Source organism: Neorhizobium huautlense, from assembly GCF_002968575.1.
GTDB classification, from domain to species: Bacteria; Pseudomonadota; Alphaproteobacteria; order Rhizobiales; family Rhizobiaceae; genus Neorhizobium; species Neorhizobium huautlense.
This window is the reverse complement of the sequence record NZ_PVBM01000004.1, coordinates 61,114-73,620: the sequence shown is the minus strand read 5'-3', so window position 1 is coordinate 73,620 and position 12,507 is coordinate 61,114. Positions and strand designations below refer to the sequence as shown.

Sequence of the window (12,507 nt, the reverse complement as noted above, 5' to 3'; positions counted from 1 at the left end):
TTACGCCGCGATGTCGGCGATTTCGCCCGCTTGCCACAAGACTTTCGGGTCCGACATGTCGCCGCTTTCCATGTCCACCTGAACGGAATAGGCGGCCACGCCGACAAAGCGTTCGGCCATGGCGCGGGCGATCTTCTCCGCGGAAGCGGCGTTGGAGGCTGCCCGCATCTCGCCCGGCGCGATGTTTCCCCGTACCTTCTTGAATGGCAGGACGATGAACTTTTCCGATTTTGACATGTCAGTCCCTTTTGATGTTCCCATTCTGTTCATGGAGAGGAAGAAGTCAACACCGGCCGCAACACTCGTGAAAAAATTCGGGGCTAGGCTTGGCGGTTTCGGCCTGGCAGCTTCATTGGGATGACAGATTTGGATATAGGCTTTTTCGAACTGGCGGATGCGGAAGATCTCGCCTCGCTGCTTGAGGAAATGCAGGCCTATTACGGCGTCTTCTGCCCGCCGCACGAGGCTGTGCTGGAAGGCATCCGCAGCCGCCCGCAAGCTTCCGAAATCCTGCTGGCGAAGACTGACCGCATCGTCGGCATGGCCGCTTTCGGCGCCAGTTATCCCGGCCCGGGCCTGAAGCCCGGTTTCTTTTTGAAAGACCTCTACGTCGCCAATGCCGAGCGCGGCTTCGGCCGGATCGACTGGACCGCGGCGCGCTCCAACGAAAGGCTGCTGCGCTTCTATGACGAACTCGGCGGCGACCGGAAGGAAGACCGCGTTTTCTACCGCCTCGAAGGCGAAAGGCTGAAGGTGCTGGCGGCCAAGGCCTAGGCGCTCTTGTGCCCCTCATATTGCGGCAGGTCGTCGGTGATCTCGTACCACGGCGCCTTAGAGCCGACGAAGATATGATGTGTCGGTCGGATGGTTGGCGCATCCACGAGCGTTCCCATCGCCACATGCACCCACGCCGCCTCGCGTACCAGCGAATAAAGAAGCGAACCGCAGGCGCGGCAATGGGCATCGTGATTGTCCGGGCCGCCATAGATCAGCAGGCTATCGGCGCCCTTGGTCAGCGCAAGTTTTTCGCGCGGGATTCCTGCGAACGGCTTGAAGGCCGAGCCGGTGGTGCGGCGGCAATTCGAACAATGGCAGATGGCGGCGTAGACAAAGGCATCCTCGACAGCATATGCCACCGCGCCGCAAAAGCACTCGCCCGACAATCTCTTCATCTGTGCCTCACGCCCGGCTGATCTCGTCCAGATACCAGCCGATATAGCGCAATTCGTTCTGTTCCATAGGGGCGATCGGGCCGGGCACGAAGAAACGCGAGACCACGCCGCGGGCGGTGTGCTCGATGATCGCCTTGTCCTCGTCGGTCGTTACCGTCCAGAGCCAGGTGAGTTTTTCGAGATCGTAGTCGCGGCCTTCCTCGGCCCCGGCATCCACCAGCCAGATCAGCTCCATCTCGCAGGTGTCGACCGTCTTCGGGATGAAGCGGTAGATCATGCCGTGGTCGGCATAACAGACAAGGAAGCTGGTGCCGCCGAGATGGATGGAGGTGACGCCGCCGTCGAAATCGGAGAAGCGGCCCATCAACGGAGCGAGCGGCTGGCCGTCCCTGCTGCCGGTCTTCACCCCGTCATAAAGCGCATATCGGAAGGCATGGATCGCCTCCCGGCCTTCCCGTGAGGTCTCCCAGTGATTGCCGGAACCGACCTCGATGCCCAAAGCGCAGGTACGCTCTTCCATCTTCGCGTTCAGCTCTTCGATCATATGCAGCGGCTGTTCCAGCGCATGGGTTTCGGAATATTCGGGATGTGCCGGGCCACAGTGATAACATTCGACGTAGTTTTCGACGGCGAGCTTCCAGTTCGCATTCAGCGGATAGCTCTGGCGATATGCGACTTTGGCCGAAGCCCAGCCATATTGGCCGCAGGTGGCGCGCAGCAGATTTTCCACCGCGGAGAAATCCAGCGGGTTTTCCGCAAACGAGATAAAGACGAGGCCTTCGACCACGCGAACGTGGAGCTTTTTCAGCCCGTGGTCTTCACGCTTGAAATCCTTCGGCATCAGCCGGGCTGCCTTTAGCCGGCCGTCATTCGCGAAGGTCCAGGCGTGGTAAGGACAAACGAAAGCCTTGGCATTGCCCCTTTCCTGCGTGCAAACCTCGGCGCCGCGATGACGGCAGACATTCAGCATCGCATGCACTGTCCCATCGCCGGCGCGGGTCAGGATCACCTGTTCGGCGCCGAGCTTGAAGAGTTCGAAATCGTGGAGGTTGGGGATAACGCTTTCATGCGCCAGGCAGTGCCAGTGGCGGAAGAAGACCCGCGCCATGTCCCGTTCGAAGATGTCAGGATCGTGATAGAAGGGGCGGGCGAGGCCATGGCCGGGGCGGTGTTCAGCGATCAGCCGGTCGATGCGGTCGCCCTCTGTACGGTCTTTAGTCGGTTCGGATGCGAGCATTGTCGTCTCCTTGAAAATTGCGGTTATATCCGCACCCGCTCGGCCTTCGGGTCATACATCGGCGCCAACGACGCTTCCGCCTTCACCCTCTTGCCGGCAATCTCGATCTCGTAGCTCGACCCCAGCATATCCGCCGCGCTCTCGCCCCTGCAGGGCACGTAACCCAGGCCGATCGCGCCGCCGAGGAAGTGGCCGTAATTGCCCGACGTGATCGTCCCGACGATCCTGCCGTCGCGCACAACCGCCTCGTTATGGAAGAGCAGCGGGTCGGGATCGGTCAGCCGGAACTGCACCAGCCGGCGGTCGAGGCCGGAATCCTGTTTGCGCAGCACGGCATCGCGGCCTATGAAATCCCCCTTGTCCGTCTTCACCGCAAAACCGAGGCCGGCTTCCAGCACGTGATCCTCATCGGTGATGTCATGGCCGAAATGGCGGAAAGCTTTTTCGATGCGGCACGAATCCAGCGTGTGGATGCCACAGAGTTTGAGGCCGATATCCGCGCCCGACTGTTCTAGCACCTCGAAGACATGCGCCGTCTGGTCGGTCGAGATATAAAGCTCCCAACCGAGTTCGCCGACATAGGTGACGCGATGGGCGCGGGCGAGACCCATGCCGATCTCAATCTCGCGGGCCGTGCCGAAGGGATGCGCCGTATTGGAAAAGTCGTTTGGGCTGATCTTCTGGAGCAGTTCACGTGATGTCGGACCCATGACGCAGAGCACGCTTTCGGCGGCGGTGACGTCGGTAATGACGGCGAATTCCTCGCCGACGTTTTTCCGCAGCCAGGCGAGGTCGCGCTGCAGCGTGGCGCCCGGCACGACGACCAGGAAGGCGGTTTCGGAAAGCCGCGTGACTGTGAGGTCGCTTTCGATGCCCCCCTTGCGGTTCAGCATCTGGGTATAGACGATGCGGCCGGCCGACACGTCGATCTGGTTGGCGCAGACGCGGTTGAGGAAAGCCATCGCATCGCGGCCCTCGACACGGATTTTCCCGAACGATGTCATGTCGAACAGCCCGACGCCGGTCCTGACCGCCAGATGCTCCTCGCGCTGATTGTCGAACCAGTTCTGCCGCTGCCAGCTATAGCGGTATTCGCGTTGCTGATCCGGTCTCGCAAACCAGTTGGCGCGTTCCCAGCCGGCCACTTCGCCGAACACCGCACCGCGTGCTTTGAGGTGCTCGTGGATCGGCGAACGGCGCACGCCTCGGGCGGTCGCCATCTGGCGATAGGGGAAATGGTCGGCATAAAGCAGGCCGAGCGTTTCGGTGACGCGGTTCTTGAGATAGAGCCGGTTCTTCTGGAAGGGCTGGGCGCGGCGGATATCCACCTCCCAGAGATCGAAAGGCGGCTCGCCGTCGTTCATCCACTGGGCAAGCGCCATGCCGGCACCGCCGGAGGAGACGATGCCGATCGAATTGTAGCCGGCCGCCACCCAATAACCTTTGAGTTCCGGCGCCTCGCCGAGATAATAACGGTCGTCGGGGGTGAAACTTTCCGGACCGTTGAAGAAGGTGTGAATGCCGGCAGTTTCCAGTATCGGCATGCGGTTGATCGCCATTTCAAGGATCGGCTGGAAGTGGTCGAAATCCTCCGGCAACTGGTCGAAGCAGAAATCCTCCCGGATTTTCTCGCCGGCCGGCGGCCAGGGCTTTGCCACCGGTTCAAAGGCGCCAACGAGCATCTTGCCGGCATCCTCCTTGTAATAGGTGCATTCGTCCGGCACCCGAAGCACGGGAAGTTGGGTCAGCCCTGCAATCGGTTCGGTGACGATATAAAAGTGTTCGCAGGCATGCAGCGGCACGGCGATACCCGACTGCGCCGCCAGATCACGGCCCCACATGCCGGCGCAGTTTACGACGTTTTCCGTCTCGATGAGGTACCGCTCGCCGGCCTTCTCGCAGGCGACGCCGGTGACGCGACCATCCTTGGTCAGTACTTCGGTGACCTTGATGCTCTCGATGATGGTCGCGCCGTTCTGCCTGGCGCCTTTCGCCAAGGCCATGGCGATATTGGCCGGATCGCATTGGCCGTCGAGTGGCAGGTGGACTGCCGCCTTCACGTCGCCGATGTTGAGATGCGGATACATCGCTTTCGCCTCTTCCGGCGAAATCTCGCGAACGTCGATGTTGAAGGCGCGGGCGAGCGAGGCCTGACGGTAGATCTCTTCCTTCCGCTCTTCGGTCAGCGCAACGGTCATCGAGCCGTTCTGCTTCATGCCGGTGGCTATGCCGGTCTCGGTTTCGAGCTGCACGTAGAGATCGCGGGAATATTTGGCGAGCCGCGTCATGTTCTGGCTGGCCCGCAACTGGCCGATCAGGCCGGCCGCATGCCAGGTCGTGCCGGAAGTGAGCTGCTTGCGTTCGAGCAGTACGACATCCGTCCAGCCGAGCTTGGCAAGGTGATAGGCGACCGAACAGCCGGAGACGCCGCCGCCGATGATGACCGCCCGGGCTTTCGAGGGGATCGTCTTCATGCGCGGATCCTCTCATTCGCCGGGTCCCAGAGCGCCTGTTCCGCTTGCACGACTGCCTTGAAACGGTCGCCGAAGATTTCGACTTCGAGTTCGGTCCCGGGTTCGGCAAGGTCGGCGCGCAGCATGCCGAGCGCGATGGATTTACCGACGCGGTAGCCCCAGTTTCCGGAGGTCGTTTCGCCAACGACCTGTCCGCCATGCCAGAGGGTGGACATATAAGGCGCATCGCAATCGCCGGCCTCGACGACGAGGGTGACAAAACGCTTCCTCACACCCTGCTGTTTCTCCGCAGCAAGTGCGGCCTTACCCTTGAAATCCGGCTTCGACCAATCGACAAAGCGTTCGAGCCCGCCCTGCAATATGGTGTAATCGGTCGAAAGGTCGCCCTTCCAGGCGCGGTAGCCTTTCTCGATCCTGAGACAATCGAGAGCCTCCATGCCGAAAGGCTTCAAGCCGTGTTTCTGCCCTGCCGCCCAGACGGTGTCAAAAACGGGCGCGGTATTCTCCACCTTCGTGTGGATTTCCCAGCCGAGTTCGCCGGCAAAGGAGACGCGCAGCAGATGGCAGGAGTGGCCGGCGATCTTTGTTGGCTGGTGGGTGAGCCAACCCGCCGAAAGATCGGCATCGCAGAGTTCGGCAAGAATATCGCGGCTCTTCGGACCGGAGAGGATCTGGCAGGAAAACGGCTCCGTGACGTCCTCGATGGCGAAGCCCGCATCGGTTGGCAGGTGCTTTTTCAGCCAGTCGAGATCGTGCCATTGCGCGGTCGCGGCGGTGATGAGGAAGAAGGAGTCCTCCTCGATCGCCATCACCGACATTTCCGTGACGATACGGCCCCTGTCGTCGGCAAAATAGGCAAGCCCGATGCGGCCAGGTTTCGGCACCTTGCCGGTGATCAGCGAGGAGAGCCATTCGGTGGCACCCGGTCCCTCGACCCGGTAGCGGGAAAAGCCGGGCAGGTCGAGGATGCCGGCAGCATCGCGGACCGCGAGACATTCTTCCTCCATGCGCGGGCTCCACGGCCCTTCTCGGTTCCAGGTCTGCGTCGCTTCTTCGGATGTGTCGTCGCCCGGTTTCGCATACCACATGGCACGTTCCCAGCCGTTATAGGGCTTGAACTGGGCGCCGAGCGCGGTAATGCGATCATGGATCGGAGAGAGTTTCTGGCCGCGGCCGGCTGGCCAGTAGTGCTTCGGGAAATGCATGGCGTATTCATGGCCGTAGATTTCCATTCCCTTGGCGACGCAATAATCCGGATCGGAGGCGAAGCCCGTGTAGCGGCGCGGGTCGCAGCTCCACATGTCCCATTCTGTTTCGCCTTCCGTCACCCATTCGGCCAGAACCTTGCCGGCGCCGCCCGCCTGGCAGATGCCGAAGGTGAAGACGCAGGCCTCGAATGCATTCGGCACGCCGGGCATCGGCCCGATCAGCGGGTTGCCGTCCGGCGCATAGGGGATCGGCCCGTTGATGATGCGCGACAGGCCGGCGGTGCCGAGGATCGGCACGCGGGAAACGGCATCGTTCAGATACCATTCCAGCCGGTCGAGATCGTCGGGGAAAAGCTGGAAGGAAAAATCCTCCGGCATCGGATCGTCAGGAGTGGCCCAATGCGCCTTGCAGTTCCGCTCGTAGGGACCGAGATTCATGCCGGTCTTCTCCTGCCGGAGATAGTAGGAGCTGTCGACATCGCGCAAGAGCGGCAGCTTGTGGCCGGCCTCCTTCGACCAGACGGCAAGCTCCGGGATTTCGTCGAACAGAATATATTGGTGGCTCATCACCATCATCGGCACGTCGCGGCCGAAGAGTTTTCCCACTTCGCGCGCATAATAACCGGCCGCGTTGACGACGTATTCGCAGGCAATCTCGCCCTTCGGCGTGGTCAGGACCCACTCGCCCTTCTCCCGGCGCGCTGCCGTGACGGGACAGAAGCGGATCACCCTGGCGCCCATGTCGCGGGCACCCTTCGCCAGCGCCTGGGTCAGCTGCGCCGGGTCGATATCGCCGTCATAGGGGTCGTAGAGCGCGCCGGTCAGCTCGTGGGTTTCGAGGAAAGGGTATTTCGAGCGCATCTCGTCAGGTGAGAGGATGTCGAGGTCCATGCCCTGGTAACGGCCCATGCCGACGACGCGCTTGAACTCGCGCAGCCGCTCGTTGCTGTGCCCGAGCCGGATCGAGCCGGTAACGTGGTAGTTCATCGGGTAATCGACGAGCGCTCCCAGCTCGCGGTAGAGCGAGGCGGAATAACGCTGCATGTTCATGATGGACCAGGAGGACGAAAACGTCGGAACATTGCCCGCCGCATGCCAGGTGGAGCCGGCGGTCAGCTCGTTCTTCTCGATCAGCACACAATCCGTCCAGCCGGCCTTGGCGAGATGATAGAGCGACGATGCGCCCACCGCTCCGCCGCCGATGATCACCACGCGCGCCCGTTCCGGCAGTTCCGCCATTGCTCTTCCCCTGATTTCACAGCGAGATTTGCAGCTGAATTGACCGGCATCAAGTTGGAAGTTCGGGCTTTATTGATCGAAGATTTCGATTAGATTGGGGACCATGCAGTTCGAGTTGATCGAGACCTTCCTGGACCTCATGGAGACGCGGAGCTTCAATCGCACCGCCGAGCGCCTCAACATCACCCAGTCGACGGTTTCGCACCGCGTGAATGCGCTGGAGGCAATGTTTCGCCGGAAGCTTTTCGTTCGGGGGAAGGGCGGTACGGTGCCGACGGTGGCCGGGATGCGTCTGCTCGACCATGCCAAGGCGTTGCAACAGCAATGGCATGAGGCAGCACGCGCGGTCGAGGCCGCCGGCGCCTACGAGCGGGCAATGCGGATTGGCATTCAACATGACGTCGCGGAGATGTTTGCCGGACGTTTTTTGAAGGCGGTGCGTGAAGAATTGCAGGGCATGTCGATCTATCTGGAGGCGGATTATTCCAATCAGATGAATCGTGATCTTGGCGCAGGCGATCTCGATCTCGCCGTTCTCTATACGCCCCATCACCTGCCGGACCTGCATTATGAACGGCTTGGAGAGATCTCATATATTCTCGTGAGCACGCAAGCGACAACACTCAGCAACATAAGGCAGCAGGATTATATATACGCCAACTATTCACCAGCCTTCGACCGCGCGCACAGATTGGCATTGCCGCAGTTTTCCGCCTCACCCCTTTCGACCGGTCGCAACCTCATGGTCGCCGAACTTATCACGACGTTGGGCGGTGCCGCCTATGTCACGCGTGCGACTGCCGAAGACCTGGTGAAGAAAGAGGTTGCGCAAATCGTCTCCGATGCGCCTGTGATCGCCCAAACGGCCTACGCTGCCACCAATGTTCGCTCGCGTCATTCCCATCAGCATCGCCGTCTCATCGCAACCCTTGCAAAACTTGTTGCCGAGGAGAGGCAAGAGGGCTCCACCATCACCGAAAGTTGAAGGGATCGAGAATACCGGGAGTCGCCCGCTGACGCGGCTGTGTTACAGTTTTGCGACTTCAAACGCAGTGACGGGATTGCCGATGCTTACCACACTCGCGATGCTGATAAGTCTCTCCGCCACGCCGGTCATGGCACAGGCCGGGGGTGGGGAGGTCGACGTGGAGCTGGTGCTTGCCGTCGATACGTCCCGCTCCATGGATTACGAAGAAGTGCGCATTCAGCGGGAGGGTTATGTCGAGGCCCTCAAGCACAGAGAGTTCATCGAGGCGGTGGAAACGGGGCTGCTCGGCAAGATCGCGATCAGCTATTTCGAGTGGGCCGGCGATGTGGTGCCGAATTCCGTCATAGGGTGGCAGGTTATCGAGACGGCGCAGGATGCGATCGATTTCGCGAACCTGCTTGAAGCGAGACCGATCAATACACAACGACGAACGTCGATATCCGCGGCAATTGCCCAGGGCGCGACGATGATCGTTGCGAATTCCTATCGCGGCATGCGTCAGGTGATCGATATTTCCGGCGATGGTCCGAACAATTCCGGCAATCCGGTCGTTCCCGCCCGTGACAAGGCGATGGAGGCGGGCATTGTCATCAATGGGCTGGCGCTTATGCTGCGCCCTTCCGGCGCACCGGGCGGCCTCGACAAATATTATGCGGATTGCGTCATCGGTGGACCCGGCTCCTTCGTGCTGCCGGTCCACAAGATCGAGGATTTTGCCGTTGCCGTGCGTCGCAAGCTTGTGACGGAGATCAGCGAAATCACACCTCCCGCAACCGTACAGAAAGCCGCCGGCGTGCCCAGCACCGATTGTCTTATTGGTGAAAAACAGTGGCAAGACCTCTTCGACCGGTAAACCGGCAGATACGAACTGATCGAACGTAACGCTTTCTCGTCTTCCTGATCGGCTCCCGGAACATTTTTTCACTCCATGTGTTTAGGTCCGCCTGTCTGACTGAGGAGGAGGATCTTGAGCAGCGTGACGAGGGGCCAGCCAACCGATATCAGCCCGTCTCGCCACTTGCTGGTCGGCTTAGGCCGCGGCGCCGCCGGTGCAATGCTGTTCGGCATGCCGATGCTGATGACGATGGAGCTTTGGCAGCTCGGTTTTTATATCGACGGGTTCCGTCTGTTCCTCCTTTTAACGGTCAACATTCCGCTTCTCATTGTGCTCGCCGATCGCATCGGGTTTGAACATACGTCGACATGGCAGGAGGCGATCCGCGACGCGACCATAGCCTATGGCCTCGGCATCGTTATGAGTGGGCTCGTCCTCGCACTCCTTGGTGACCTTGAACCGCACATGCCGTTTTCTGAAATCATCGGAAAGATTGCCATCCAGGCGGTTCCGGCGAGCATCGGGGCGCTGCTTGGCCGGTCGCAACTCGGCGGGCAGGCGGGGAGCGATGAGAGCAGCGATGAAGAGGGTCGGCAAGGTAAGGGTAAAGAGGGCGACGCGGTACCGGACGAAATGTCCACCAGCTATAGCCGAGAGCTGTTTCTCATGGCGGTCGGCGCCTTGTTCCTCAGCTTGAATGTCGCTCCGACTGAGGAGATCATCTTGATCTCCTTCAAGATGACGCCCTGGCACGCGCTCATGACGGTCGTCATATCGATTGCCATCATGCATGGCTTTGTCTACGCCGTTGCCTTCAAAGGTGCGCATGAGCTTGGGGAGAACACCCCCCGGTGGCATGCTCTCATCCGTTTCACACTGCCCGGCTATATGGTGGCGATGCTGATCAGCCTTTACGTCCTCTGGACCTTCGGCCGCCTCGACGACAGCGCCGCGACGCAAGCCCTGATGTCGGCCATTGTATTGGCCTTTCCAGGTGCGATCGGTGCCGCCGCCGCCCGGCTTATCCTTTAGCGAGCAGCCATGACCACGATATCCACGCGACCACATCGAGAAACCGGAGACCCCCACTGGATAGAATGGGTCACCGGCACGGTTTCGGCGCTGCTGGTTATCGCCATGATTGGCTGGATCGGCCTTGAGGCGTTGATGGAAGAGGATCTGCCCCCTGAATTTGCGGTCACCATTACCGGCCGCGCGGCAGTCGAGGGTGGACATCGAGTGGAGTTCGAGATCTTCAACAGGGCCAACCAGACGGCGGCGGCCGTCGTCGTGCGGGGCGAGGTGATCGATGGGGGGCAGGCAGTCGAAGAGGCCGATATCACCTTCGACTACGTCCCGGCGGAATCGAAAGCCTCAGGAGCAATCCTGTTCCTTCAGGATCCGGGTGAGCGCGAGATCAGGATTAGGGCTCTGGGATATACGGACCCCTAAGATCGGGAATAGCGCGCGATTGAACCCGCTGCGTCATCACGTTGACGCCGAATTCGTGACAAATTGTGCGCCGCCACACCGGGATCATTCTTCCGCCACATGCGTTAGCCAACGCTGCTTCGCCGGCTCGCTCGAAGCTTGGGCATAAGAGCGGCGACGATAATATAAGGAGTACAGGGATGAAGAAATTTGTTGTGGTGGCGATTGCCGCCTTGCCAGTGATTACAAGCGCGGGAGCCGCCGTTGGGGCCGACGTGATTTCCCGCCGTGACCCGGTTCCGACCTATGAGGAACCGGATCAGCGCGGCGGCGTGCGCATCGGTTATCTCGATTGCACGATTGGCGGCGGTGTCGGTTACGTTCTTGGTTCCGCCAAGGAAGCGGACTGCGCCTTTACGTCGGCAATCGGCAGCGAGCCGATCGACCACTATACAGGTGTTGTCCGGAAGATGGGCATCGATGTCGGCTTTACCACCCGTTCGCGCCTGATCTGGGCCGTCTTCGCCCCGACTGCCGGATATCACCACGGGTCGCTGGGCGGCCTCTATCAGGGAGCCACGGCCGAAGCGACTGTCGGCGCAGGCGTCGGCGCCAACCTGCTCGTCGGCGGGACCTCCGGTTCCATCCATCTGCAGACAGTGAGCGTCACCGGCCAGCTCGGCCTCAACCTCGCCGCAACTGGAACGTCCGTAACACTGACTCCGGCGAGCTGATTGTCTCTGGACACAGCTCTTCCCGAGCGAGGAGCTGTGTCCGTTCTAGGTTGTATTACAGCACTGCGGAAACCGCATAGATAGGCCAGACCCATAACCTCGAACCCATGTCGCACTCGGAGCCAGGCGTTTAGTCTTGCCGCTTCGATAGACCCCCTTGCCGCAGGCCCTTCATATTCATACCTTAATAGCAAGATACGGCTTGATCCTGCAGAACTTGCGGGGTTTTGAGCCAGTAAGCGCCTCATCAGGATTTGCATCATGGATACGGAGAAGATTTTGCGGTCCGTCGTGGCCGTACGAGCATCAATTCCCGAGAATGCCTTTACGGCCAATACGCTCGGCACCCGCCGGGAAGGAAGCGGAGTCGTCATTCGCGAGAACGGGTTGGTGCTGACGATCGGTTATCTGATCACCGAAGCTGAGGAAGTGTGGCTGACTAGGCATGACGGTAAGGTCGTGCCCGCACATGCGCTGGCTTACGATCAGGAAAGCGGTTTCGGCCTGGTCCAGGCGCTTGCCCCGCTCGATTTGCCGGCTCTGCCGATCGGCGATTCCGATGGCGCCTTTCTTGGCGACCCGATTGTGCTTGCGGATGGCGAAGGCCACTACATACGCGGCAACATCGTCGCCAAGCAGGAGTTTGCAGGTTATTGGGAATATCTTCTGGAGGAGGCAATCTTCATCGCGCCGGCGCATCCGTCCTGGGGCGGAGCAGCATTGATCGACGCGGAAGGTAAGCTGATCGGAATCGGTTCGCTCAGACTGCAGATGAGCCGAGGCGGAGAAATCGCCGATATCAACATGGCCGTGCCGATCAACCTGTTGAAGCCGATCCTAGACGATCTTCTCAACCGCGGCGAGTTCAATCGTTTGCCTCGCCCATGGCTCGGGGCCTATTCGGCCGAAAACAATGGCGAGGTCGTGGTAATGAGCGTCACCGAAAACGGTCCGGCCGCGCAGGCAGGGCTTCGCCGTGGCGATGTGATTTCCGAAATTCGCGACGACGAGATCGACGGGCTTGCCGATTTTTACCGCAAGCTCTGGAAGACGGGTCCGCCGGGATCGGAGATCCCCATGCGCATCCTGCGCGATGGGCGCGAAGCATGGTTGAGGGTGCGATCCGCCGACCGCAATGATTTCCTGCACAAGCCGCAGTTGCAGTAGTTCCGTTCCTGCTTGAACTTCG

General features: G+C 60.5%; 12 protein-coding genes. 7 read left to right on the top strand and 5 right to left on the bottom strand.

The window, feature by feature from the left end:
• Nucleotides 1–237 (bottom strand): hypothetical protein, encoded by a 237-nt coding sequence (locus tag C5L12_RS06010; protein WP_105371118.1) that lies wholly within the window; start codon nucleotides 235–237, stop codon nucleotides 1–3.
• A 189-nt stretch (nucleotides 238–426) separates the two neighbouring features.
• Here C5L12_RS06010 and C5L12_RS06005 point away from each other — a divergent pair, with 189 nt between their 5' ends.
• Nucleotides 427–774 (top strand): GNAT family N-acetyltransferase, encoded by a 348-nt coding sequence (locus C5L12_RS06005; protein WP_105371312.1) that lies wholly within the window; start codon nucleotides 427–429, stop codon nucleotides 772–774.
• Here C5L12_RS06005 and C5L12_RS06000 read toward each other — a convergent pair.
• The 4 genes from C5L12_RS06000 to C5L12_RS05985 are packed head-to-tail and all read right to left on the bottom strand — an operon-like array spanning nucleotide 771 to nucleotide 7,330.
• Complete coding sequence (locus C5L12_RS06000; protein ID WP_105371117.1) at nucleotides 771–1,172, bottom strand: GFA family protein; 402 nt, start codon at nucleotides 1,170–1,172, stop codon at nucleotides 771–773. The genes C5L12_RS06005 and C5L12_RS06000 overlap by 4 nt on opposite strands.
• A gap of 7 nt (nucleotides 1,173–1,179) precedes the next feature.
• Nucleotides 1,180–2,409, bottom strand: a complete 1,230-nt coding sequence (locus C5L12_RS05995) for an aromatic ring-hydroxylating oxygenase subunit alpha (RefSeq protein WP_105371116.1) — start codon at nucleotides 2,407–2,409, stop codon at nucleotides 1,180–1,182.
• A gap of 23 nt (nucleotides 2,410–2,432) precedes the next feature.
• On the bottom strand, nucleotides 2,433–4,883 hold the full coding sequence (locus C5L12_RS05990; protein ID WP_105371115.1) for a GcvT family protein: 2,451 nt from the start codon (nucleotides 4,881–4,883) through the stop codon (nucleotides 2,433–2,435).
• Entirely contained in the window at nucleotides 4,880–7,330 is a 2,451-nt protein-coding gene (locus C5L12_RS05985; RefSeq protein ID WP_105371114.1) for a GcvT family protein, read from the bottom strand. Before C5L12_RS05985 ends, C5L12_RS05990 begins: the two co-directional genes overlap by 4 nt.
• 103 nt (nucleotides 7,331–7,433) lie before the next feature.
• Here C5L12_RS05985 and C5L12_RS05980 point away from each other — a divergent pair, with 103 nt between their 5' ends.
• The 6 genes from C5L12_RS05980 to C5L12_RS05955 all read left to right on the top strand — a co-directional run bounded on the left by C5L12_RS05980 (nucleotide 7,434) and on the right by C5L12_RS05955 (nucleotide 12,485).
• A complete protein-coding gene (locus tag C5L12_RS05980; RefSeq protein ID WP_105371113.1) occupies nucleotides 7,434–8,315 on the top strand; it encodes a LysR family transcriptional regulator in 882 nt (293 codons plus the stop codon).
• 82 nt (nucleotides 8,316–8,397) lie between these two features.
• Nucleotides 8,398–9,171: a DUF1194 domain-containing protein gene (locus C5L12_RS05975; RefSeq protein WP_105371112.1), complete on the top strand. Its 774-nt coding sequence runs from the start codon at nucleotides 8,398–8,400 to the stop codon at nucleotides 9,169–9,171.
• A gap of 114 nt (nucleotides 9,172–9,285) precedes the next feature.
• Nucleotides 9,286–10,185, top strand: coding sequence for a TIGR02587 family membrane protein (locus C5L12_RS05970; RefSeq protein ID WP_245422778.1), 900 nt, complete (start codon nucleotides 9,286–9,288; stop codon nucleotides 10,183–10,185).
• 9 nt (nucleotides 10,186–10,194) lie between these two features.
• A complete protein-coding gene (locus tag C5L12_RS05965; RefSeq protein WP_105371111.1) occupies nucleotides 10,195–10,605 on the top strand; it encodes a TIGR02588 family protein in 411 nt (136 codons plus the stop codon).
• Nucleotides 10,606–10,784: 179 nt separating this feature from the next.
• Nucleotides 10,785–11,318: a DUF992 domain-containing protein gene (locus C5L12_RS05960; protein ID WP_105371110.1), complete on the top strand. Its 534-nt coding sequence runs from the start codon at nucleotides 10,785–10,787 to the stop codon at nucleotides 11,316–11,318.
• A gap of 261 nt (nucleotides 11,319–11,579) precedes the next feature.
• Complete coding sequence (locus C5L12_RS05955) at nucleotides 11,580–12,485, top strand: S1C family serine protease (protein ID WP_105371109.1); 906 nt, start codon at nucleotides 11,580–11,582, stop codon at nucleotides 12,483–12,485.
• The last annotated feature ends 22 nt before the right edge of the window (nucleotides 12,486–12,507 follow it).

Bases quoted from the DNA above. Each gene is read 5' to 3' on its own strand.
- C5L12_RS06010 (WP_105371118.1), bottom strand. From the start codon at position 237: ATGTCAAAATCGGAAAAGTTCATCGTCCTGCCATTCAAGAAGGTACGG.
- C5L12_RS06005 (WP_105371312.1), top strand. From the start codon at position 427: ATGCAGGCCTATTACGGCGTCTTCTGCCCGCCGCACGAGGCTGTGCTG.
- C5L12_RS06000 (WP_105371117.1), bottom strand. From the start codon at position 1,172: ATGAAGAGATTGTCGGGCGAGTGCTTTTGCGGCGCGGTGGCATATGCT.
- C5L12_RS05995 (WP_105371116.1), bottom strand. From the start codon at position 2,409: ATGCTCGCATCCGAACCGACTAAAGACCGTACAGAGGGCGACCGCATC.
- C5L12_RS05990 (WP_105371115.1), bottom strand. From the start codon at position 4,883: ATGAAGACGATCCCCTCGAAAGCCCGGGCGGTCATCATCGGCGGCGGC.
- C5L12_RS05985 (WP_105371114.1), bottom strand. From the start codon at position 7,330: ATGGCGGAACTGCCGGAACGGGCGCGCGTGGTGATCATCGGCGGCGGA.
- C5L12_RS05980 (WP_105371113.1), top strand. From the start codon at position 7,434: ATGCAGTTCGAGTTGATCGAGACCTTCCTGGACCTCATGGAGACGCGG.
- C5L12_RS05975 (WP_105371112.1), top strand. From the start codon at position 8,398: ATGCTTACCACACTCGCGATGCTGATAAGTCTCTCCGCCACGCCGGTC.
- C5L12_RS05965 (WP_105371111.1), top strand. From the start codon at position 10,195: ATGACCACGATATCCACGCGACCACATCGAGAAACCGGAGACCCCCAC.
- C5L12_RS05960 (WP_105371110.1), top strand. From the start codon at position 10,785: ATGAAGAAATTTGTTGTGGTGGCGATTGCCGCCTTGCCAGTGATTACA.
- C5L12_RS05955 (WP_105371109.1), top strand. From the start codon at position 11,580: ATGGATACGGAGAAGATTTTGCGGTCCGTCGTGGCCGTACGAGCATCA.